The 23,220-nt window shown below is 69.7% G+C and carries 19 protein-coding genes; 16 read left to right on the top strand and 3 right to left on the bottom strand.

Annotation, left to right across the window (positions count from 1 at the left end; all coding sequences use genetic code 11):
- Positions 1-2: 2 nt before the first annotated feature.
- On the top strand, positions 3-2,297 hold the full coding sequence (locus tag AAFO60_RS00765) for a RelA/SpoT family protein (protein ID WP_347954250.1): 2,295 nt from the start codon (positions 3-5) through the stop codon (positions 2,295-2,297).
- A gap of 610 nt (positions 2,298-2,907) precedes the next feature.
- Here AAFO60_RS00765 and AAFO60_RS00760 read toward each other — a convergent pair.
- The gene (locus AAFO60_RS00760; protein ID WP_347954249.1) at positions 2,908-3,837 is read right to left on the bottom strand and encodes a peptidylprolyl isomerase; all 930 of its coding nucleotides are present in this window, start codon (positions 3,835-3,837) and stop codon (positions 2,908-2,910) included.
- Positions 3,838-4,002: 165 nt separating this feature from the next.
- Between AAFO60_RS00760 and AAFO60_RS00755 the strand changes: the two genes are divergently transcribed.
- On the top strand, positions 4,003-4,686 hold the full coding sequence (locus AAFO60_RS00755; RefSeq protein ID WP_347954248.1) for an MBL fold metallo-hydrolase: 684 nt from the start codon (positions 4,003-4,005) through the stop codon (positions 4,684-4,686).
- Positions 4,683-5,948 carry a histidine--tRNA ligase gene (gene hisS, locus AAFO60_RS00750; RefSeq protein WP_347954247.1) on the top strand — a complete coding sequence of 422 codons (1,266 nt, stop codon included), beginning with the start codon at positions 4,683-4,685 and terminating at the stop codon, positions 5,946-5,948. Before AAFO60_RS00755 ends, hisS begins: the two co-directional genes overlap by 4 nt.
- Positions 5,949-6,064: 116 nt before the next feature.
- Here hisS and ypfJ read toward each other — a convergent pair whose 3' ends face one another.
- Complete coding sequence (gene ypfJ, locus AAFO60_RS00745; protein WP_347954246.1) at positions 6,065-6,943, bottom strand: KPN_02809 family neutral zinc metallopeptidase; 879 nt, start codon at positions 6,941-6,943, stop codon at positions 6,065-6,067.
- 139 nt (positions 6,944-7,082) lie between these two features.
- Between ypfJ and aspS the strand changes: the two genes are divergently transcribed.
- The 11 genes from aspS (at position 7,083) to aroB (ending at position 20,820) form a co-directional block, all read left to right on the top strand.
- Positions 7,083-8,930, top strand: coding sequence for an aspartate--tRNA ligase (gene aspS / locus AAFO60_RS00740; protein ID WP_347954245.1), 1,848 nt, complete (start codon positions 7,083-7,085; stop codon positions 8,928-8,930).
- 7 nt (positions 8,931-8,937) lie between these two features.
- On the top strand, positions 8,938-10,098 hold the full coding sequence (locus AAFO60_RS00735) for a hypothetical protein (RefSeq protein WP_347954244.1): 1,161 nt from the start codon (positions 8,938-8,940) through the stop codon (positions 10,096-10,098).
- A 25-nt stretch (positions 10,099-10,123) separates the two neighbouring features.
- A complete protein-coding gene (locus AAFO60_RS00730) occupies positions 10,124-11,485 on the top strand; it encodes a replication-associated recombination protein A (protein ID WP_347954631.1) in 1,362 nt (453 codons plus the stop codon).
- 131 nt (positions 11,486-11,616) lie between these two features.
- Positions 11,617-14,283, top strand: coding sequence for an alanine--tRNA ligase (gene alaS / locus AAFO60_RS00725; protein WP_347954243.1), 2,667 nt, complete (start codon positions 11,617-11,619; stop codon positions 14,281-14,283).
- Positions 14,280-14,708: a Holliday junction resolvase RuvX gene (gene ruvX, locus AAFO60_RS00720; RefSeq protein ID WP_347954242.1), complete on the top strand. Its 429-nt coding sequence runs from the start codon at positions 14,280-14,282 to the stop codon at positions 14,706-14,708. The genes alaS and ruvX overlap by 4 nt, the downstream gene beginning before the upstream one ends.
- A 45-nt stretch (positions 14,709-14,753) precedes the next feature.
- A complete protein-coding gene (locus tag AAFO60_RS00715) occupies positions 14,754-16,637 on the top strand; it encodes an endolytic transglycosylase MltG (RefSeq protein ID WP_347954241.1) in 1,884 nt (627 codons plus the stop codon).
- Positions 16,634-17,458, top strand: a complete 825-nt coding sequence (locus tag AAFO60_RS00710; RefSeq protein ID WP_347954240.1) for a shikimate dehydrogenase — start codon at positions 16,634-16,636, stop codon at positions 17,456-17,458. Before AAFO60_RS00715 ends, AAFO60_RS00710 begins: the two co-directional genes overlap by 4 nt.
- 91 nt (positions 17,459-17,549) lie before the next feature.
- On the top strand, positions 17,550-17,927 hold the full coding sequence (locus AAFO60_RS00705; protein ID WP_347954239.1) for an A24 family peptidase: 378 nt from the start codon (positions 17,550-17,552) through the stop codon (positions 17,925-17,927).
- Positions 17,928-17,958: 31 nt separating this feature from the next.
- The gene (aroC, locus tag AAFO60_RS00700) at positions 17,959-19,155 is read left to right on the top strand and encodes a chorismate synthase (RefSeq protein ID WP_347954238.1); all 1,197 of its coding nucleotides are present in this window, start codon (positions 17,959-17,961) and stop codon (positions 19,153-19,155) included.
- Between the two features lie 26 nt (positions 19,156-19,181).
- Positions 19,182-19,718 (top strand): shikimate kinase, encoded by a 537-nt coding sequence (locus AAFO60_RS00695; protein ID WP_347954237.1) that lies wholly within the window; start codon positions 19,182-19,184, stop codon positions 19,716-19,718.
- Positions 19,711-20,820, top strand: a complete 1,110-nt coding sequence (gene aroB, locus AAFO60_RS00690) for a 3-dehydroquinate synthase (RefSeq protein WP_347954236.1) — start codon at positions 19,711-19,713, stop codon at positions 20,818-20,820. The genes AAFO60_RS00695 and aroB overlap by 8 nt, the downstream gene beginning before the upstream one ends.
- A 72-nt stretch (positions 20,821-20,892) precedes the next feature.
- On the opposite strand, the gene AAFO60_RS00685 is transcribed toward aroB, so the two are convergent.
- A complete protein-coding gene (locus AAFO60_RS00685; protein WP_347954235.1) occupies positions 20,893-21,384 on the bottom strand; it encodes a B-4DMT family transporter in 492 nt (163 codons plus the stop codon).
- An 84-nt stretch (positions 21,385-21,468) separates the two neighbouring features.
- Here AAFO60_RS00685 and AAFO60_RS00680 point away from each other — a divergent pair, with 84 nt between their 5' ends.
- Both AAFO60_RS00680 and efp read left to right on the top strand, forming a co-directional pair.
- Positions 21,469-22,611, top strand: coding sequence for an aminopeptidase P family protein (locus AAFO60_RS00680; protein ID WP_347954234.1), 1,143 nt, complete (start codon positions 21,469-21,471; stop codon positions 22,609-22,611).
- Positions 22,612-22,636: 25 nt separating this feature from the next.
- On the top strand, positions 22,637-23,200 hold the full coding sequence (gene efp / locus AAFO60_RS00675; protein WP_347954233.1) for an elongation factor P: 564 nt from the start codon (positions 22,637-22,639) through the stop codon (positions 23,198-23,200).
- The last annotated feature ends 20 nt before the right edge of the window (positions 23,201-23,220 follow it).

Raw genomic sequence — 23,220 nt, 5'->3', positions numbered from 1 at the left:
CTATGAGCGATCCCGAGACCAGGCGCCCGGACGACGGTTCCCCGCTGAGCTCGCGCCGCGTGCGTGCGCGCTTGGCCCGCCGGATGACGGCGGCTCCCCGCAGCGGGGTCGCACCGGTGCTCGAGCCCCTGGTCACCCTGCACCGCGAGGTGTATCCGAAGGCCGACGTCGCCGTCCTGGCGCAGGCGTACGCGGTCGCCGACGAACATCACTCGGGGCAGTTCCGCAAGTCCGGCGACCCGTACATCACGCACCCGCTGGCGGTCGCGACCATTCTCGCCGACCTGGGCATGGACACGACCACGCTGGTCGCGGCCCTCCTGCACGACACCGTCGAAGACACCGGCTATTCACTGGAGGCCTTGGAGAAGGACTTCGGGATGGAGGTCGCGCACCTCGTCGACGGCGTGACCAAACTCGACAAGGTGGCGCTCGGCAGCGCCGCCGAGGCCGAGACCATCCGCAAGATGATCATCGCGATGGCGCGCGACCCGCGGGTGCTGGTGATCAAGGTCGCCGACCGGCTCCACAACATGCGCACCATGCGGTTCCTGCCGCCGGAGAAGCAGGCGCGCAAGGCCCGCGAGACGCTGGAGGTCATCGCGCCGCTCGCGCACCGACTCGGCATGGCGACCGTCAAATGGGAGCTCGAAGACCTTTCGTTCGCGATCCTGCATCCGAAGAAGTACGAGGAGATCGTTCGCCTCGTCGCCGACCGCGCCCCCAGCCGCGACACCTACCTGGCCCGGGTGCGCTCGGATCTGAACAACGCCCTCGCCGCCTCCCGCATCACCGCGACCGTCGAAGGGCGACCCAAGCACTACTGGTCGATCTATCAGAAGATGATCGTCAAGGGCAAGGACTTCGACGACATCCACGACCTGGTCGGGATGCGGATCCTCTGCGACGAGGTGCGCGACTGCTATGCGGCGATCGGCGTCGTCCACTCGCTGTGGCAGCCGATGGCCGGCCGCTTCAAGGACTACATCGCGCAGCCCAGCTTCGGCGTCTACCAGTCTCTGCACACGACGGTGATCGGACCCGAGGGCAAACCGCTCGAAGTGCAGATCCGCACCTTCGAGATGCACCGGACCGCCGAGTTCGGCATCGCCGCGCACTGGCGCTACAAGGAAGGCCGAAAAGGCAAGGGCCGCAAGTCGACCGATGTCGCCGAAGTCGACGACATGGCGTGGATGCGGCAGCTGCTCGACTGGCAGCGGGAAGCCGCGGATCCGGGGGAGTTCCTGGAATCGCTGCGCTACGACCTCGCGGTCAAGGAGATCTTCGTCTTCACCCCCAAGGGCGACGTCGTGACCCTGCCCGCCGGGTCGACGCCCGTCGACTTCGCCTACGCGGTGCACACGGAGGTCGGGCACCGGTGCATCGGCGCCCGCGTCAACGGTCGCCTGGTGGCGCTCGAACGGGCGCTGGAGAACGGCGAGGTCGTCGAGGTGTTCACCTCCAAGGCCGAGAACGCCGGGCCGAGCCAGGACTGGCAGAACTTCGTCGTCTCACCGCGCGCCAAGGCGAAGATTCGGCAGTGGTTCGCGAAGGAGCGCCGCGAAGAGGCGCTCGAGACCGGCAAGGACGCGATCGTCAAGGAGGTCCGGCGCGGCGGACTGCCCGTGCACCGCCTGGTGTCGGGGGAGTCGATCAACGCGCTGGCCAAGGAGTTCGGCTTCAACGACGTCGACGCGCTGTACACGGCGGTCGGCGAAGGCCATGTGCCCGCGGGCCGAGTGGTGCACCGGTTGGTCGCGATGCTCGGCGGAGTCGACGCGGCCGAAGAAGAGATCGCCGCCCGCGCGACGCCCTCGTCGACGAGCCGGCGCCGACAGTCCGGCGACAGCGGCGTGGTCGTGGAGGGCGTCGACAACGTTCTGGTCAAACTCGCCAAATGCTGCACGCCGGTGCCGGGCGACGAGATCCTCGGCTTCGTCACCCGGGGCGGCGGCGTCAGCGTCCACCGCGCCGACTGCACCAATGCCGACGACCTGCGGTCGCAGCCCGAGCGGCTGCTGCCGGTGAGCTGGGCGCCGAACCCGACGTCGGTCTTCCTCGTCGCGATCCAGGTCGAGGCCCTCGACCGCCACCGCCTCCTGTCGGACGTCACTCGAGTGCTGGCCGACGAACGCGTCAACATCCTCTCCGCGACCCTGACGACGAACCGGGACCGCGTCGCAGTCAGCAAGTTCACCTTCGAGATGGGCGACCCGAAGCACCTCGGCCACGTCCTCAACGTGGTCCGCAACGTCGAAGGCGTCTACGACGTCTACCGCGTCACCTCCGCGGCCTAGGGGAGCGAGCCGTTCCTTCCAGGCTGGTCGAGACCCGGGTGCGGGGGATCTCGCAGGCTTGCTCGACCAGCGTGGCCTTTTAGGGTGGTCGAGTAGGCCGAGGCGCTAGCCGAGGGCGTATCGAGACCCTTGGGGTGCTGGGTGATCTCGATGCGCTTGCTCGCTGCGCTCGCAGGCTTACTCGATCAGCCTGGGGCGCAGGAGCGGAGCGACGGAGCGCATCGAGACCGCGTGCGGTGATCTCGCAGGCTTGCTCGATCAGCGTGGCCTTTTAGGGTGGTCGAGTAGGCCGAGGCGCTAGCCGAGGGCGTATCGAGACCTGGGGGGTGCGGGGCGATCTCGATGCGCTTGCTCGCTGCGCTCGCAGGCTTACTCGATCAGCCTGGGGCGCAGGAGCGGAGCGACGGAGCGCATCGAGACCGCGTGCGGTGATCTCGCAGGCTTGCTCGATCAGCGTGGCCTTTTAGGGTGGTCGAGTAGGCCGAGGCGCTAGCCGAGGGCGTATCGAGACCTGGGGGTGCGGGTGGATCTCGATGCGCTTGCTCGCAGGCTTACTCGATCAGCCTGGGGCGCAGGAGCGGAGCGACGGAGCGCATCGAGACCGGGCGGGCTACGAGCTGATCGAGGCCGATTCGATCTTCAGCGGGGTCTTGGGGAAGCCGCTGGTCGGGGTGCCGACGGGGCCGGGGTCGATGCCACCGGCGACGACCTTGTCGACGATCTTCATCCCGGCCTCGTCGACCTTGCCGACCACCGACAGCGTCGGCTGCAGCTCCGAATCCTTGGTCACGATGAAGAACTGGGCGCTGCCGGTGTTCGTCACACCGCTCTGCTCGTCGTTCCGGTTGGCGATCGCGACGGTGCCGCGCGGGTAGATCACCGGCGGCGTCATGCCCAGCTGGAGCATCTGCGGATTGATCTCGCCGGGCTTGAGGTCGGTCGGATTCTCATCCGGGCTCGTCCAGCCGGGGGCGCCCGCACCCGTGCGGGTCGGGTCGCCGCATTGCAGGACGTGCAGCTTCGCCGACTCAGCCAGCCGGTGGCAGTCGGTTCCGTCGTAGTACTTGTTCTCGGTCAGCGAGATCAGCGCGTTCACATTGCACGCCGCCGACGACCGGTCGAGCGTGATCGGGATCTCGCCGAGATTCGTCTTCAACGTCCAGTCGACGGTCCCGGTGTTCCGGGTGCGGCTCTGCGGCATCGGGGAGGTCCGCACGTTCTTGCCGCCTTCGCGCATGAACGCCAGGTACTTCTCGCCCTCGGCCTTCTGATCGGCTGGCGCGGCCTTCACCTGCTCCTCGATCGACTTGAGCGTCTTGTCCCAGTCGTTCGCGGCCTTGGTGTAGGTGCAGTCGGTGTTCCGCTTGTCGTCCCAGTGGCGGTAGTAGAAGTAGCCGCCGACCGCGGCCGCGGCCAGCACGGCCACGCTGCAGACCGAGATGATCGTGATCCGCCGTTGGCGCGCGATGTGGCGCTCGCGTTCGAGGCGTTCCTCGAGCTTGCGGCGGGCGGCGTCGCGGCGCTCTTCGTTGGACGACACGCTGGTGGAACCTCCTGTGCGGCTGCGGGGTGGGGCACCGTGAAATCGACGCTGTCACGGCAGCGCGCACCATGCTATCGCAGGGTCCTGGGAAGCCGATGAGACAATGGCACCCGACGTGTCGTCCGGGCAGACCACCGGGCGCTGACGAGGAGGTCCACCACCGTGCTGATCGCCGGGTTCCCCGCTGGCATGTTCCAGACCAACTGCTATCTGGTCGCGCACGATCGCGGTCAGGACGCGGTCATCATCGATCCGGGGCAGGACGCGGCGTCGATGGTGCGTCAGGCACTGGCCGAGTACGAGCTGACGCCGGTGGCGATCTTCCTGACCCACGGCCATCTGGACCACACCTGGAACGCCACCGAACTCGCCGACGAGTACTCGATCCCCGTCTACATCCACGCCGACGACCGGTCGATGCTCACCGACCCCGGCATGGGCCTGGGCAGCGCCCTGTCGTCGATGATCGGCGACATGACCTTCACCGAACCGGAGAAGGTCATCGAGTTCGTCGACGGCGAGGACGTCGACGCCGCGGGCATCCGCTGGGGCGTCGACCATGCGCCCGGCCATTCGGCGGGAAGCGTGCTGCTCTCGCCGGACGCCGCGCCGGTCTGTTTCGCGGGCGACGTACTGTTCAATGGTTCGATCGGGCGCACCGACCTGCCCGGCGGCGACCACCGGCAACTCCTCGACTCGATCGCCGAGAAGCTGATGGGCCGCGACAACGACCTCGTGATCCTGCCGGGTCACGGACCCCAGACGACGATCGGCGCCGAGCGGGCCTCCAACCCGTTCCTGCTCGATCTTCCCGAAGCCAAGAAGAAAGGACGTTTCGGACTGTGAGTGGAGAGTTTGCGGCACCGAAGGGCATTCCCGACTACTACCCGCCCGCTTCGACGGACTTCCTCGCAGTACGCAACGCGTTGACCGAGGCCGCGCACCGCGCGGGATACGGGCACATCGAGCTGCCGATCTTCGAGGACACCGCGCTGTTCGCACGCGGCGTCGGCGAGTCGACCGATGTGGTCAGCAAGGAGATGTACACCTTCGCCGATCGCGGCGACCGGTCGGTGACCCTCCGGCCCGAAGGCACCGCCGGCGTGATGCGCGCGGTGATCCAGCACGGTCTCGACCGCGGCCAACTGCCGGTCAAGCTCTGCTACTCGGGTCCCTTCTTCCGCTACGAACGACCCCAGGCCGGGCGTTACCGGCAGCTCCAGCAGGTCGGTGTCGAGGCGATCGGCGTCGACGATCCGGCGTTGGACGCCGAGGTGATCGCCGTCGCCGACGAGGGCTACCGGCGGCTGGGCCTGTCCGGCTACCGGCTCGAACTCACCTCCCTCGGCGACGACACCTGCCGTCCCCAGTATCGGGAAGCCTTGCAGCAGTTCCTGTTCGGCCTCGACCTGGATGAGGCCACCCGGGAACGCGCGGCCATCAATCCGCTGCGCGTACTGGACGACAAGCGGCCCGAGATCAAGGAGATGACCGCGAACGCCCCGCTGATGCTCGATCACCTCAGTGAGAGCGCGGGGGAGCACTTCGCGCAGGTCCGCGCACACCTGGACCGCCTCGGCGTCGAGTACGTCATCAACCCGCGCCTGGTCCGCGGCCTGGACTACTACACCAAGACCACGTTCGAGTTCGTCCACGACGGCCTCGGCGCGCAGTCGGGCATCGGCGGCGGCGGCAGGTACGACGGCCTCATGCGGCAGATCGGCGGCAAGCAGGACCTGTCCGGCATCGGCTTCGGCATCGGCGTCGACCGCACCGTTCTGGCCCTGCAGGCCGAGGGCGTCTCGGTGGCGGGCGAGGGACGTGTGCAGGTCTTCGGCGTCCCGCTCGGCGCGGCAGCGAAGAGCGAGCTGGTGGCCGTGGCGGCGCAGCTGCGGGCGGCGGGCGTCAGCGTCGACCTCGCGTACGGCGACCGCGGAATCAAGGGCGCCATGAAGGCCGCCGACCGGTCCGGCGCGCGGCTGGCGCTGGTCCTGGGCGATCGCGAACTCGAGGAGCGGACGATCGAGCTGAAGGACCTCTCGAACGGTTCGCAGCGCAAGATCGGGCTCGACGACACGGTGTCGACCGTTCTCGCAGCGCTGGGCTGACCCCGCGGTGGGCTGAGCCGGCGCCGGACTGAGCCGGCGCCGGGTTGAGCCTCGACCGTCGTGCCGGCGACGTCGGAGGTCGCTGGTCGAGAAGTCAGAGGTCGTTGGTCGAGTAGTCAGAGGTCGTTGGTCGAGAAGGTGTCGCACTGGCGCGGATTGCCGTTGCGGTAGCCGATCTTGAACCACCGCACCCGCTGCGCGGCCGAACCGTGCGTCCAGCTCTCCGGGTTCGACCGCGATCCCTGGATGGTGTCGTCGCCGATGGCCTGGGCGGACTGGATGACCGTCTGGATCTGCTCCTCGGTCAGCGGTGCCAGCATGGCGTCGGGGCCCTTGTCGGCGTGGTAGGCCCACACCCCGGCCAGGCAGTCGGCCTGCAGCTCGATGCGGACCGAGCCGGCGTTGCCCATCCGCTGCCCCTTCGCCAGGACTCCGGTCAGGTTCTCGACGTGGTGGCCGAACTCGTGGGCGACGACGTACTCCTGGGCGAGCGGACCGTCGGATCCGCCCATGCGCTTGAGGTCGGCGAAGAACGACGGGTCGAAGTAGGCGGTCTGATCGGCGGGGCAGTAGAACGGGCCCATCGCCGACGACGCCGCGCCGCAGGCGGTGTTGATCCTGCCGCTGAAGATCCGCGTCTTCGGCTGGGTGTATCCCTTCATCTGCTGCGACCACACGCGGTTCAAGCTGTTGGTGGTGGCGACGATGCGGCAGACGTCGTCGGTGTTCGCCTTCTCGATGGTGCAGGAGTCGATGTGCTCCTGGAGCGCCTGATTGCTGCTCGCCCCCTGGCCGCCGGGCGCGGCCTGCCTGCCCGGATCGGCACCGCCGAGGATGTCCCCGGGATTCAGGCCGAACAGCAGCGCCACGATCGTGACGACCAGTCCGACGCCGCCGCCGAGCGCGATCCGTCCGCCACCGAATCCACCGCCGCCGCCCGACCCGCCGGCGGACACCCCGCCGGTGTCGAGCGGTCCGTTCCCCTGAAACGTCATGGACACACATTAGCGACGAGTCGTGGGCGACAGCGAGACGAGTCGTGGGCGACTGTCGGCGTGTCGGTGGCAGTCCGTAGAATTGTCCGGAACAGCTTGCATCCTGGCAGCTTCGTGCTGCGCAGAAGGAAGGAACCCAGTGCTCCGCACTCATTTCGCCGGATCGTTGCGTCCAGGCGACGCCTCGCAGACCGTCACCGTCGTCGGATGGGTGGCGCGCCGACGCGACCACGGAGGCGTCGTGTTCATCGATCTGCGCGACTCCTCGGGGCTGGTGCAGGTGGTCTTCCGCGACGAGCAGGTCGCGGAGGCGGCGCACCGACTGCGCGCCGAGTACTGCGTGCAGGTGACCGGCCAGGTGGAGCTGCGGCCCGAGGGCAGTGAGAACGCCGCCCTCGCGTCGGGCGGCATCGAGCTCAACGCCCGCGAACTGGTGGTGCTCAACGAGTCGGCACCGCTCCCGTTCCAGCTCGACGAGCATCCGGGTGAGGAGGCTCGCCTGCGCCACCGCTACCTGGATCTGCGTCGGGAGGGCCCGGCCAAGGCGATCCGGTTGCGCTCGCAGGTCAGCGCCGCGGCCCGTGCGGTGCTCGGTGCGCACGACTTCGTCGAGATCGAGACCCCGACCCTGACCCGGTCGACCCCGGAGGGTGCCCGCGACTTCCTGGTGCCCGCGCGATTGCAGCCGGGCTCGTTCTACGCATTGCCGCAGAGCCCGCAGCTGTTCAAGCAGCTGCTGATGGTGGCCGGCATGGAACGCTACTACCAGATCGCCCGCTGCTACCGCGACGAGGACTTCCGCGCCGACCGTCAGCCGGAGTTCACGCAGCTCGACATCGAGATGAGCTTCGTCGACGAGGACGACGTGATCGCTCTCGCCGAGGAGATCCTGGCGGCGCTGTGGAAGCTGATCGGGGTGGAGCTGACCACGCCGATCCCGCGGATGACCTACGCCGACGCCATGCGTCGCTTCGGCAGCGACAAGCCGGACCTGCGGTTCGACATCGAGCTCGTGGAGTGCACCGAGTTCTTCGCCGACTCGCCGTTCCGCGTGTTCAAGGCCCCGTACGTGGGCGCCGTGGTGATGCCCGGCGGCGCCTCGCAGCCCCGCCGTCAGCTCGACGCGTGGCAGGAGTGGGCCAAGCAGCGCGGCGCCAAGGGGCTCGCGTACGTGCTGGTGCAGGAGGACGGCACCCTCACCGGGCCGGTCGCCAAGAACATCTCCGACGCCGAGCGCGAGGGCATCGCCGCTCATGTCGGCGCACAGCCCGGCGACTGCATCTTCTTCGCTGCCGGACCGACCAAGGCCATGCGCGCTCTGCTGGGCGCCGCGCGCGGTGAGATCGCCGAGAAGCTCGGCCTGATCAAGGACGGCGACTGGGCGTTCACCTGGGTCGTCGACGCGCCGCTGTTCGAGCCCGCCGACGATGCGACCGCCGCGGGCGACGTCGCCGTCGGCGCGGGTGCCTGGACGGCCGTTCACCACGCCTTCACCTCGCCGAAGCCCGAATGCCTCGACACCCTGGAGCAGAACCCGGGCGAGGCGCTGGCCTACGCCTACGACATCGTCTGCAACGGCAACGAGATCGGTGGCGGCTCTATCCGAATCCACCGTCGCGACGTGCAGGAACGCGTGTTCAAGATCATGGGCATCAGCGAGGAGGACGCGCAGGAGAAGTTCGGCTTCCTGCTCGACGCCTTCTCGTACGGTGCGCCGCCGCACGGCGGCATCGCCTTCGGCTGGGACCGCATCACCGCGCTGCTGGCGGGCGAGCCGTCGATCCGCGAGGTCATCGCCTTCCCGAAGTCGGGCGGCGGCGTCGACCCGCTGACCGACGCGCCGGCGCCGATCACTCCCGAGCAGCGCAAGGAGAGCGGCATCGACGCCAAGCCGCAGAAGCCCGCAGTCAAGGAAGCCGCAGTGAAGGAAGCCGCAGTGAAGGAAGCTGCAGTGAAGGCACCCGAAGCGAAGGCACCCGAAGCCTGAGGACGATATGACCGTAATCGCTGACGAACGGATCGCCGCGGTCCTGCAAGCGGCCGAGGGGGTGCTCGCCAAACGGGCCGGTACCGCGGTGAAGCTCGACGGCCCCGAGGACCTCGGCGGCACCGGCCGCTCGACGGTCCTGCGGGTCCGAGTGCTCGACAACCCGGTCTCTCTCGACCGCACCGTGGTGGTCAAGGCGTTCGACGAGCAGACCCCGGCGTCACAGGTGCTGCGCGAGATCGCCTCGTACCGCTACGCCACCGCATTGCCGACCCGGTCCCGTCCGGGACCGCAGCTGCTCGCCTCCGAACTGGAGGCGCGCGTGCTGGTCCTGACCGATCTCGGTCACGGGCGGTCGATGGTCGATCTGCTCGGCTCCACCGACGCCGACGAGGTGGAGCGGGGCGTCAGCGCCTGGGGCCAGGCGCTGGGGCGGATGCATGCGGCGACCCTCGGCGGCGAAGAGGACTTCGCGACCCTCCTGCGCATCAGCGGGAAGGACCGCGGCGGGAAGCAGTCGCGCGTCACCGCGGCCGGCGGCGGCATCGCCGACGAGGCGGCGGCCGCGGTGGCCGCCTACGACGAGGTGCTGGCCGCGATCGACGCCGAGTTCGCACCCGGCTCGCGGGAGTTCCTGACCGAGGCGCTGAACCTGTTCGACGAAGGCGACTTCCGTGCGTTCAGCCCCGCCGACGTGGGGCCGGAGAACATCCTCATCAACGGCGACGGCGTCCAGTTCATGGACTACGAATGGGGTGTCTTCCGGGACGCGACGCTCGACGTCGCCTACGCGCTGGCGACCTTCCCGGCGCGTCTGTCGACCGATGTCCTCGCCGAACGACTCGACCTGGAGAAGTCGCTGGTCGACGCCTGGCGCGGCGAGGTGAAGCCGCTGTGGCCGTCGATCAGCGACCGGTCGCTCGGCCGGCGCATCTTCCAGGCGCGGGCCCTGTGGGTGTGGCTGTCGACCTACTGGATGATCCGCGGTTCCGGGGATCAGGAATGGGTCAGCGGACACGACTGGGCGCTGCACACGACCGACGCCCGCGTGGTGCTGTCGCGGTGGGCCGATCTGGCCGACGCCGCGGAGGCGGTGGGGGCCGAGGAGAGCTTCATCGACGGCGCCGACCGCTTGCAGGAAGCGTTGCGCGTCTACTGGTTCGGGTGAGAGCGGTGCGAGGGTGACCGAGTCGCTGTTCGCCGACGAACCCGAACCGACCGACCGCGGCGGCGGCTCGGAGGAGCCGCCGCGACCACCGCTGGCGGTGCGGATGCGGCCGGCCTCGCTCGACGAGATCGTCGGGCAGGAGCACCTGCTGGGCGAGCGCGCACCGCTGCGCCGGCTGATCGCGGGCTCGGGGGCGGCCTCGGTCCTGCTGTACGGGCCGCCCGGCACCGGCAAGACGACGATGGCCTCGCTGATCAGCCAGGCCACCGGCGGGCGCTTCGAGGCGCTGTCGGCGCTCTCGTCGGGGGTGAAGGAGGTCCGCGCGGTCATCGACATGGCGCGCCGCCGCCTCGCGCACGGCCAGCAGACCGTACTGTTCATCGACGAGGTGCACCGCTTCTCCAAGACCCAGCAGGACGCCCTGCTCGACGCCGTCGAGAACCGGATCGTGCTGCTGGTCGCGGCGACCACCGAGAACCCGTCGTTCTCGGTGGTGGCACCGCTGCTGTCGCGATCGCTGGTGCTGCAACTGCGTTCGCTGTCGGACGAGGACGTGGCCACGGTGCTCCGGCGGGCGGTGGCCGACCCGCGCGGGCTCGACGGCGCGGTGGAGCTGACCGACGACGCCGTCGACCACCTGGTGGCCGTCGCGGGCGGTGACGCCCGGCGCGCGCTCACCGCGCTGGAGGCCAGCGCCGACGCCGCCGAGGCCGGCGGGTCGATCCAGGTCGACGACGTCGAGGCGGCGATCGATCGGGCGGCGGTCCGCTACGACCGGGCAGGCGATCAGCACTACGACGTCACGAGTGCGTTCATCAAATCGATCCGGGGCTCGGACGTGGATGCGGCGCTGCACTATCTGGCACGGATGATCAGTGCGGGCGAGGATCCACGGTTCATCGCGCGGCGACTGATGATCCACGCCAGCGAGGACGTCGGCATGGCCGACCCGACGGCGCTGCAGGCGGCGGTCGCGGCGGCACAGGTGGTACAGCTGGTCGGCATGCCCGAGGCGCAGCTGGCGTTGGCGCAGGCCACCATTCATCTGGCCACCGCACCCAAGTCGGGGGCGGTCACCGCGGCGCTGGGCAAGGCGATGGCCGACATCGCCGCGGGCAAGGCGGGCGCGGTGCCGCCGGCGTTGCGCGACGGCCACTATGCGGGGGCGCGCAAACTGGGCAATGCGGTCGGTTACCGGTTCCCGCACGACGACCCCGACGGCGTCCTGGCTCAGCAGTATCCGCCCGACGCGCTCGTCGGCGTCGACTACTACGAACCGACCGACCACGGATTCGAGCGGGAACTGCTGCCCCGCGTCGGTCGGCTCCGCTCCATCGTGCGCGGCCTGCGTTCTCGGGGAGCGTCGGCGCGGCGTCCGAGCCCGTAGGCGTCCGAGCACACGGGCGTTCGAGTAGATAGGCGTTCGCGCACACGGGGGCGCTGGCGCGGGCGGAGTCTGATCGCAGCGTAAACTCGACTGTTGATTCCTGCCAGACTTCAACGAAGGACACCGCCGCAGTGCAGACGCATGAAATCCGGAAGCGCTTCCTGGATCACTTCATCCGGGCCGGACACACCGAGGTGCCGAGCGCCTCGCTGATCCTCGACGATCCGAATCTGCTGTTCGTCAATGCAGGCATGGTGCCCTTCAAGCCCTACTTCCTCGGTGACCAGACCCCGCCCTACGAGCGGGCCACCAGCGTGCAGAAGTGCGTGCGCACCCTCGACATCGAGGAGGTCGGCATCACCACGCGCCACAACACCTTCTTCCAGATGGCGGGCAACTTCTCGTTCGGCGACTACTTCAAGCGCGAGGCCATCACCTTCGCGTGGCAGCTGCTGACCAACCCGGTCGAAGAGGGCGGATACGGCATCGACCCGACCAGGCTGTGGCCGACGGTCTACCTCGACGACGACGAGGCCGAGCGCATCTGGCGCGAGGAGATCGGTGTGCCCGCCGAGCGGATCCAGCGTCGCGGGATGGCCGACAACTACTGGTCGATGGGCGTGCCCGGCCCGTGCGGCCCGTGCTCGGAGATCTTCTACGACCGCGGACCGGACTACGGCGCCCCGGGCGGTCCGGAAGCCGACGAGGACCGCTACATCGAGATCTGGAATCTCGTGTTCATGGAGAACGAACGCGGCGAGGGCACCAGCAAGGACGACTACCAGATCCTCGGTCCGCTGCCGAAGAAGAACATCGACACCGGCATGGGCATCGAGCGCGTGGCCTGCCTGCTGCAGGGCGTCGACAACGTGTACGAGACCGACCTGATGAAGCCGATCATCGACCTCGCCTCGCGTCTGACCGGTCGCGGCTACGGCGCAGGCAACCACGAGGACGACGTCCGGTTCCGCGTGGTCGCCGACCACGCGCGGACCGCCGCGATGCTGATCGGTGACGGCGTCGTGCCGTCCAACGACGGCCGCGGCTACGTCCTGCGCCGACTGCTGCGGCGCATCGTGCGGTCGATCCGCCTGCTCGGCGCCGAGAAGCCTGTGATGGAGCAGATCATCGGCGACGTCATCGATGTGATGAGCCCGTCGTACCCCGAACTGGAGGCGCAGCGCGCCCACATCGTCTCGGTGGCCGTCGCCGAGGAGACGACCTTCGCGCGGACCCTCAGCGCCGGCTCGAAACTGTTCTCGGAGGCCGCCGAAGCGACGCAGCGGGCCGGGCTCACCTCGATCAGCGGCAACGACGCCTTCACCCTTCACGACACCTACGGTTTCCCGATCGACCTGACGCTGGAGATGGCCGCCGAGGCCGGACTCGAGGTCGACCGCGACGGATTCGCCGAGCTGATGGGGGAGCAGCGTCGTCGTGCGAAGGCCGATGCCAACGCCCGCAAGTCCTCGCACGCCGACCACTCGGTGTACCGCGAGTTCCTCGACCGCGGTCCGACCGAGTTCACCGGATTCGACGAACTCGTCTCGCAGGCCCGCGTCCTCGGTCTGGTGGCCGACGGCACCCGCGTGCGGTCGGCGGCGCCGGGCACCGAACTGGAGCTGATCCTCGACCGCAGCCCGCTGTACGCGGAGTCGGGCGGTCAGCTCGCCGACCGCGGCACCATCACCACCGGCGACGGCGTGCGCCTGTCGGTTCAGGACGTGCAGAAGGTCGGCAAGCAGGTCTGGCTGCACAAGGTCGTCGTCGACGAGGGCGAGATCGTCGAAGGCGACGAGGTGCTCGCGGCGGTCGACGCCGGCTGGCGGCACGGCGCCACACAGGGCCACTCGGGCACCCACCTGGTGCACGCCGCGCTGCGGCAGGTCCTCGGCCCCACGGCCACGCAGGCCGGCTCCCTCAACCGACCCGGCTACCTGCGCTTCGACTTCCACGCGGGCACCGGACTGACCGAGCGCCAGCGCGAGGAGATCGAACAGATCGCCAACCAGGCGGTCGAAGCCAACTACCAGGTCAACACCTTCGAGACCGACCTGGCCAAGGCCAAGTCGATGGGTGCGATGGCGCTCTTCGGCGAGAACTACGGCGACCAGGTGCGCGTCGTCGAGATCGGCGGCCCGTTCTCGATGGAGCTGTGCGGCGGCACCCACGTGGCGAACTCGGCCCAGATCGGCCCCATCACCGTCATCGGTGAGTCCTCGGTCGGGTCGGGCACCCGCCGCGTGGAGGCCTATGTCGGCATGGACTCGTTCCGCTACCTGTCGAAGGAGCGGGCGCTGATGGCCGGGCTCGCGGCGTCGCTGAAGGTGCCGTCCGACCAGGTGCCCGACCGGGTCGAGCAGCTGGTTCACAAGCTCAAGGACGCGGAGAAGGCTCTCGAGTCGCTGCGCGCCGAACAGGCGCGTGCCGCCGTCGCCGGCCTGATCGACCAGGGCGTCACCGTCGGCGACACCCTGGTGGTGGCCGCCCGGGTGGCCGACGGCCTGGATGCGAACGGACTGCGCTCGCTGGTCACCGACCTGCGCGGCCGCGTCGCCGACCGCAACGCCGTCATCGCCCTGTTCTCGGCCGCAGGCGACAAGGTGCCGTTCGCGATCGGCACCACCGACGCCGCGCGCGGCGCCGGTGCCAAGGCCGGCGACCTGGTCCGCGAGGTCGCGCCGCTCGTGGCCGGGCGGGGTGGCGGAAAGCCGGACCTGGCGCAGGGCTCGGGCACCAACGCTGCCGGAATCGATGCGGCCCTGGCCCGGCTGCGCGAGCTCATCGGCGGCCGGTGATCGAGCCGCGCGGGCGTCGGATCGCGATCGACGTCGGAAGCGTCCGCGTCGGGGTCGCCGTGTGCGATCCCGACGGAATCCTCGCCACCCCCGTGGAGACGGTCCGCCGGGCCAAGGACGGCTCGGACATCGCCCGGATCGTGGAGATAATCGGCGAGTACGAGGCGGTGGGCGTGGTGATCGGACTGCCCCGCACGCTGCGCGGCGAGGAGGGGCCCGCGGTGCGGGCCGCACGCGGTTTCGGTAGGCAGTTGGCGACCGAACTCGACGACGTGCCAATAGAATTCGCCGACGAGAGGCTCACGACGGTGACCGCGACCGCGGCGCTGCGTGCTTCCGGGGTGAAGGCGATCAACGCGCGTGCCGTCGTGGATCAGGCCGCAGCAGTCGCTATCCTTCAGGGATGGCTGGACGCTCGACGATGAGTTCGGGGCCGGTGAGGCCCGAACCGACGAGGAGGATTTTTCCAAGTGTCTGATCGAGACGACCCGCGCCGCTCGGGAGGGGGGCCGTCGGAGTCCGACCGCCGCCGCTACTTCACCGAGTCGATGGGTGACGGGCAGCCGGGGCATCGTCATCGGCGACGTCGGGCACCCGGCGATCCGACGACCACCGGCAGCATTCCGATCGTGCGGGTCGGCGACTCGTTGCCCGATCCGACGATCGAGTATCGGACGCCGGAGCCCCCGGCCGGGGAACCGTCCCCGTACTTCCAGGTCCAGTACCGGCCGACGGAGGTGGAGGGGGTCAGTTTCACCGCTCCGCGCACCTCGCCGCAGGCGGCGGAGCCGCCGACCGTGATCAACCCGCCGGTGCCCGAGCCGGCGCCGCGGCCTGAACCGACCCCGCCGCCGGCTCCGACCGGACTGTTCGACATCCTCGACGCCGGACCCGATGACTACGCAGCGCCCGACTACGCAGCGCCCGACTACACAGCGCCCGATTACACAGCGCCCGGTCGTCCCGAGCCCGCGTACGAGTACCGGCGTGAGACCGAGGTGCCGCTGGCGGCCGAGCCGGTCCGCGCTCAGCCGGTCGAGATCCCGGCGGGCCCGGGCCGGGCCGATTTCGCGCCCGAGACCTCCGCTTCCGAGACCTATGCTCCCGAGGCCTATGCTTCCGAGACCTCCGCTCCAGGTGTCCCTGCATCCGGTGCTGTCGACTCCGGGCCCTTCGACGGCGATGACGACGAGGTCGTGGAGCGGGCGATGCCGGCCCGACGCCGCAATCGGAAGGTGCTGCTGAGCATCCTGGTGATCGCCATCGTGATCGTCCTGGTCCTGTCTGGTCTGGCGCTCAAGGCGCTCGGCGTCTTCGACTCCAACACCGACTACAGCAGCACCACCGGTCACGGCGTGGTCCTCGTCGAGATCCCGGCGGACTCGTCGATTCGGGGCATCGGCGACACCCTCGCCGCCGCGGGCGTCGTGGGCAGCCGCAACGCCTTCGTCGACGCCACCGGCAACGACACCGTCTCGGCGGGCTTCTACAAGCTGCCGAAGGGACTGTCGGCCCAGTCCGCCGTCGCGCACATGCAGGATCCGGCCAACCGCGCCGGATTCATGGTCCTGCCCGACGGGCTGCAGCTGGACACCAAACAGGGCATCGACGGAAAGTCCACGCCGGGCATCTTCGAGAAGATCGCGGCGGCCACCACCGTCAAGACCGACGACGGCGACTACGGCGTCACCGTGCCGCAGCTGGTCAAGGCCGCCGAGAGCGCCAGCGCCACCGACTTGGGCATTCCGTCCTGGGCGCGGGCCGCCTTCGATCAGCTCGGTCGTGATCACCGCCGGATCGAGGGGTTGATCGCCGCCGGCGCCTGGGAGGATCTGGATCCCCGCCTGAATGCCGTCCAACTGCTGCATCGGCTGATCTCCGATTCGGCGAACCGCTTCACCGCCTGGGGGCTCGAGAGCGCCAACGAGACCGGCCTGGACCCGTACCAGACGCTGACCACGGCGTCGATCGTGGAGCGGGAGGCGCGCAAGGAGGAGGACTTCCCGAAGGTCGCGCGCGTGATCCTCAACCGACTCAAGGTCGACCAGCGGCTGGAGATGGACTCGACCGCCAATTACACCGCGCGGATCACCAACATCGACGTCTTCGGTGAGGCGTACAAGGACGAGAACGCCTGGAACACCTACCAGCACAAGGGGCTGCCGATCACGCCGATCGGTGCGGTCGGGGAGCGGGCGCTGCACGCCACGCTCAATCCGGCCGACGGCAACTGGCTGTACTTCGTGACCGTCGACAAGGAGGGCACCACGCTCTTCTCGCGCACCTACGACCAGCAGAAGAAGAATCGTGAGGTCGCGTGCAAGAACAAGCTGCTGACGACCGGGTGCGAATGACGGGCGACGGGCCGCGTCGCGCGGCAGTGCTGGGCTCGCCGGTCGCGCACTCGAAGTCGCCGGCGCTGCACCGCGCCGCGTACGCCGCGCTCGGGCTGACCGGGTGGACGTACGAGGCCATCGACACCACCGCCGAGCAGCTTCCGGGCCGCGTCCGCGCGGCCGGGCCGGAGTGGGCAGGCTTCTCGGTCACCATGCCGGGCAAGCTGGCGGCCCTGGCCGTCGCCGACGTGCGCACTCGGCGCGCGGAACTCGTCGGCTCGGCCAACACTCTGGTCCGCACCGACGAGGGCTGGCGCGCCGACTGCACCGACATCGACGGCATGGCCGGTGCACTGCGCGCCGCCGGGCTTCCCGCGCAGGCGCGACGGGCGGTGCTGATCGGCGCGGGCGGAACCGCTCTGCCCACGCTGGCGGCCCTGGCCGACGCGGGCATCGGCGAGGTGTCGGTCGTCGCACGCAGTGCCGAACGGGCCCGCGGCGTCCTCGACCTGGCACAGACGCTCGGCATGACCGCGCAGTTCATCGCCTTCGACGACGACCGGACGCTGCGGACCGCATGCGCAGTCACCGACGTCACGGTGTCGACGGTGCCCGCCTCTGCCGCGGCGTCCCTGGTGACCTCTGTCGCCGACACCGCGCGGCTCGTCGACGTCATCTACGATCCGTGGCCGACGCCGCTGGCGGCCGCCGTGTCGGCGGCGGGCGGCACCGTGGTCGGCGGGCTGGTGATGCTGTTGAATCAGGCCTACAGCCAGGTGGAGCAGTTCACCGGGCTGCCCGCGCCGCGCGAGGCGATGGCGGCCGCGCTCGACCTGTAGCCGCCGCTTTACCGGTAGCCGCGCTCGACCTGTAGCCACCCTGTGGATGCCGCGGTGGCGCCTGTCCCGCCGGTCCGGGCACGATCGGGCGATGGGGTGGATCGCGGCGATCTGGTTGGTGGCGGTGGCGGAGACCGACCGGCGGACGGGGTTGATCCCCAATGCGCTCGTCGGCCCGGCGCTGCTGGTGACCGGGGCGGCGGTGGCGGGCCGCCCGTCGCTGGTCCTGCCCGTGGCGGTCGCGACGGTTCCGTACCTGATCGCCTTCCTACGGCGGCAGTGCGGCGGCGGAGACGTGAAGCTGGCCGTGCCGTGCGGCGCGTTGGCCGCCGATCCGCTGGTCGCGGCCCTCGTCGTGGTCCTGGCGGCGGTCGGCACCCTGGTGATCGCCGGTCTGGCTCGGCGGGGGCGGGTGCGTCACGGTCCGGCCCTGGCCGGTGCCACGCTGGTGATGATGGCCTGGCGGTGACCACCGCCGGGGCTTCTGAAACAATTGACCTGTGTTGCGTTGGATAACTGCCGGAGAATCCCATGGGCCGGCTCTCGTGGCCCTCGTCGAGGGCATGGTCGCCGGGGTGGAGATCACCTCGTCGGACATCGCCGAACAGCTCGCCCGCCGCAGGCTCGGTTACGGGCGCGGCGCCCGCATGAAGTTCGAGGCCGACCAGGTCACGATGGTCGGCGGCGTCCGACACGGGCTGACGATGGGCGGCCCAGTGGCCGTCGAGATCGGAAACACCGAGTGGCCCAAGTGGGAGCAGGTGATGTCGGCCGACCCCGTCGATCCCGACGAACTGGCAGGCAGTGCGCGGAACGCGGCGCTGACCCGCCCCCGACCCGGCCACGCCGACTACTCGGGGATGCTCAAGTACGGCTTCGACGACGCCCGCCCCGTCCTCGAACGCGCCAGCGCGCGCGAGACGGCCGCGCGGGTGACCGCGGGCACGGTCGCGCGGAACTTCCTGCGGCAGGTGTTCGGCATCGAGATCGTCTCGCACGTCATCTCGATCGGCGCCAGCGAACCGTACGACGGTCCGGCGCCGGAGTACGGCGACCTCGAGGCGATCGACGCGAGCCCGGTACGGGCGTTCGGGAAGGCCGCCGAGCAGTCGATGATCGACGAGATCGAGGCGGCCAAGCGCGACGGCGACACCCTCGGCGGCGTCGTCGAAGTGATCGCGACGGGTGTGCCGGTGGGCCTGGGCTCCCACGTCAGCGGCGAGACCCGCCTGGATGCGCGCCTGGCCGGCGCGCTGATGGGCATCCAGGCCATCAAGGGCGTGGAGGTGGGCGACGGCTTCGCGACCGCGCGTCGCCGCGGCAGCCAGGCGCACGACGAGATGGTGCCCGGAGCCGACGGCGTGCTGCGCTCCACCAACCGCGCCGGCGGCCTCGAGGGCGGCATGACCAACGGCGAGAGCATCCGGGTGCGGGCGGCGATGAAGCCGATCTCCACGGTGCCCCGCGCCCTGGCGACCGTCGACATGAGCACCGGTGAGGCCGCGACCGCCATCCATCAGCGCAGCGACGTGTGCGCGGTGCCCGCCGCGGGCGTGGTCGCCGAGGCCATGGTGGCGCTGGTGGTCGCACAGGCGGCGCTGGAGAAGTTCGGCGGCGACTCCGCGGCCGAGACCGCCGCCAACCTGCGCGGTTACCTGGCGGCCATCGAGGCCCGGCCGCCGCACCCCCAGGCATGACGAGCCCGGACACGAAGCGACCGGGCATGACGGGCCCGGTCGCCGTGCTGGTGGGCCCGATGGGGGCGGGCAAGTCGACGGTGGGCCGCGCGCTGGCCGCCGACCTCGGCGTCGACTTCTGCGACACCGACCACGAGATCGAGAGGCGTGCCGGTCGCACCATCCCGGAGATCTTCGCCGGTGACGGCGAGGCGACCTTCCGCACGATGGAGGCCGACGTCGTCACCGACGTGCTGTCGCGGTTCCGGGGCGTGGTCGCGCTCGGCGGCGGAGCCGTCATGACCGCGGCCGTGCGCGAGGCGCTGGCGGGACACCCGGTGATCTATCTGGAGATCGGACCGGACGCGGGATTCTCCCGCGTCGAGTCGTCTTCGCGCCCCCTGCTCGATCACCCCGACCCCGCGGGTCGCTACGCCGCGCTGCTGGCGTCGCGGACACAGACCTATCGCAGCGTCGCCACCATCGTCGTCGACGGTGAGCGCGCGGCGGACATCGTCGTCGGCGACATCGGTGACCGACTGGGATCGGTGACCCGACTCGAAGGAGAGATCACGCATGAGTGAACCGGTGAAGGTGGCAGTGCGTGCCGCCAGCCCCTACGAGGTGACGATCGGACGCGGTCTCCTCGACGACGTCGCCCAGGCGGCGGTCGGCGCGGACCGGGTGACGATCGTCTATCAGCCACCGCTGCTGGAGACCGCCGAACAGATCCGCGCCTACCTCGCCGAGCGCGGCTTCGACGCGCACCGCGTCGAGATCCCGGACGCCGAGGACGGCAAGGATCTGGGTGTGGCCTCCTTCTGCTGGGAGGTCTTCGGTCGCATCGGGATGAAGCGCAACGACAAGGTCATCAGCCTGGGCGGCGGCGCGGCCACCGACCTCGCCGGCTTCGTCGCCGCCACCTGGATGCGCGGCATCGGCGTGATCCACGTCCCGACCACGCTGCTGGCGATGGTCGACGCCGCCGTCGGCGGCAAGACCGGCATCAACACCGACGCGGGCAAGAACCTGGTCGGCTCCTTCCACGAGCCCGACGCCGTGCTCATCGACCTCGCGACGCTGGAGACGGTCCCGCACAACGAGATCGTCGCCGGTCTGGCCGAGGTCATCAAGACCGGCTTCATCGCCGATCCGGTGATCCTCGAGTTGATCGAAGCCGATCCGGCGGCCGCGCTCGACCCCACCGGCCCGGTGCTTCCCGAGCTCATCCGACGGTCGGTGCAGGTCAAGGCCGATGTGGTGTCGGCCGACCTCAAGGAGTCCTCGCTGCGCGAGATCCTCAACTACGGTCACACGCTCGGGCACGCGATCGAACGCCGGGAGCGTTACAAGTGGCGTCACGGAGCCGCGATCTCGGTGGGCATGGTCTTCGCCGCCGAACTCGGGCGCCTGGCCGGCCGCCTCGACGACGAGACCGCCGACCGTCACCGTCGGATCCTGGAACTGGTCGGCCTGCCCACCGGCTACGACGAGGCCGCCTTCAACGAACTCCTGCAGACGATGGCCGGGGACAAGAAGAACCGGTCCGGCATGCTGCGGTTCGTCATCCTCGACGGACTGGCGAAGCCGGGCCGCCTGGAGGGCCCCGACCCGACACTGCTGGCCGCGGCCTACTCGGCCGTCGCCGCCGCGGGCGGCAAGGGCTCCGGCCCGGTCATGCTGTAGACCCGAACAGACGAGATCGGCCGGGAGTCCCGCGAGGGATTCCCGGCCGATCTCGCTTGTTCGTCTGGAGTGTCAGGCGGTGGTCGCGAACTGGGTTGTCTGCGCCTCGGCGGCGTCCTCGGCGGCCTGCTCGGCCTTGCGCTGGTCGCGGCGAACGAAGAAGCGGCCCAGGCTCACCCCGAAGAAGGCGGGCAGGTAGGTGATCAGGGTGATGAACGAGACGCCCGCGGTCATCTCGATCCAGAACGCCGCCTGGCCGATACCGTTGAGCCAGAAGGTGCCGAGGATCCAGCAGGTCAGGCAGGAGACGACGGCGGCGAACAGGCCGACCTTGAGCCAGCGGATCGTGAGATCCTCGTAGTCGTCGGGATCGGTGTGGGCGCGGGCATCCTTGATACCGTCGAGGCCGCCCCAGATCACCGCCACCAGCACGACGGCGATGACGGCGAGCCAGCGGCCCAGCGGTGAGGACAGCGGTGCGGTGATGACGACGACACCCAGGATGATTCGGGCGGCGATGTGCACGATCGACATCACGACGCCCCGCAGAAGCCACGAACTCATGGGAGCACCATACCGGGGTAGAACATGTTCAACAACGGTGACATGCGCGAAGTGCGTCATCGGAGGCAGGAAGGCGGCACGGAGATGAGCGGTGGGAACGGCAGGCACGCGGCACGGCGCGCGGCCCTGGCGGCCCGGCTGGGCAGCGAGGCGACCGACGGTCGGGTCGACGCCCTCCTCGTCACGGACCTGGTCAATGTGCGCTATCTGACCGGCTTCACCGGCAGCAACGGCGCGGTGCTCGTCTGGGCTCGCGGCACCGACCGCGAGACCGCCGAGGAGCGTGCCGATCTCGTCGCCACCGACGGCCGCTACCTCGCGCAGATCGCCGAACAGGTGCCCGATCTGACGGCCGAGATCTCCCGCGACACGGCCTCGGCGCTGTTGGCCGCGGCCGCCCGCGGTCGGGCGCGACTGCGGATCGGTGTGGAGGGGGATGCGATGAGCATCGCCCTGTTCGGCGAGCTGACCGATCAGGCGCGGGAAGTCGACGCCGACCTCACCGCGTTGCGCGGCGCCGTGGAGGCCCTGCGGACCGTCAAGGACGCCGACGAAGTGGAGTTGATCACGTCCGCGTGCCGGATCGGCGACCGGGCGCTGGGGGAGTTGATCGAGCGCGGTGCGATCGCCGCCGGCCGCACCGAACGCGAGGTGGCCCGCGATCTGGAATGGCAGATGTACGCCGACGGAGCCGACGCGATCGCCTTCGAGACGATCGTGGCGACCGGCGCGAACTCGGCGATTCCGCACCACCGGCCGACCGACGCGGTGCTCGCGGTCGGCGACCTGGTCAAGATCGATTTCGGGGCGGTGAGCAGCGGGTATCATTCCGACATGACCCGCACGTTCGTGCTGGGTGAACCGCAGGAGTGGCAGCGTGAGATCCATCGACTCGTGCAGGCCGCGCAGCAGGCCGGTCGCGAGGCCCTCGTGCCGGGGACGGAGCTGGCCGAGGTCGACGCCGCGGCGCGCCGGGTCATCGCCGACGCGGGCTACGGCGAGTACTACGTGCACGGGCTCGGTCACGGGGTGGGTCTGCAGATCCACGAAGGTCCGGGAATCGGTGCCGCCGCGAGCGGTACACTGCCTGTCGGCGCAACGGTCACCGTCGAACCGGGGATCTACCTCCCCGGGCGCGGCGGCGTCCGCATCGAAGACACCCTGGTCGTCACCGATGACGGACCACGATTGCTCACGACCACCCCCCGAGCGCTGCGCGCGCTCTGAACACACGTCCGAGGAGAACACACATATGGCGTCGACCGCCGATTTCAAGAACGGCCTCGTCCTCAAGATGGAGGGCCAGCTCTGGCAGATCCTGGAGTTCCAGCACGTGAAGCCGGGCAAGGGCCCCGCCTTCGTGCGCACCAAGATCAAGAACGTGCTGTCGGGCAAGATCGTCGACAAGACCTTCAACGCCGGCGTCAAGGTCGAGACCGCGACCGTCGACCGTCGCGACATGACCTACCTGTACAACGACGGCGCCGACTTCGTCTTCATGGACGGCGAGACCTTCGAGCAGATCAACATCGCGCCCGAGACCGTCGGCGACGGTGCCCGCTTCCTCCTCGAGAACATGACCGTGCAGGTCTCCACCCACGAGGGTGCGCCCCTGTCGGTGGAACTGCCCGTCACCGTCGAGCTCGAGGTCAAGCACACCGATCCGGGCCTGCAGGGCGACCGCTCGACCGGCGGCAGCAAGCCTGCGACGCTGGAGACCGGCGCCGAGGTGCAGGTTCCGCTGTTCATCAACACCGGCGACAAGCTGAAGATCGATTCGCGCGACGGCAACTACCTCGGTCGCGTCAACAACTGATCACCGCCGCCTCCCGTTCG

Origin of the sequence: Gordonia aichiensis (genome assembly GCF_039946255.1) — a bacterium.
In the GTDB taxonomy this organism is placed as follows: Bacteria; Actinomycetota; Actinomycetes; order Mycobacteriales; family Mycobacteriaceae; genus Gordonia; species Gordonia aichiensis_A.
The sequence above is the reverse complement of the archived record's forward strand: the minus strand, read 5'-3'. Positions and strand labels throughout refer to the sequence as shown.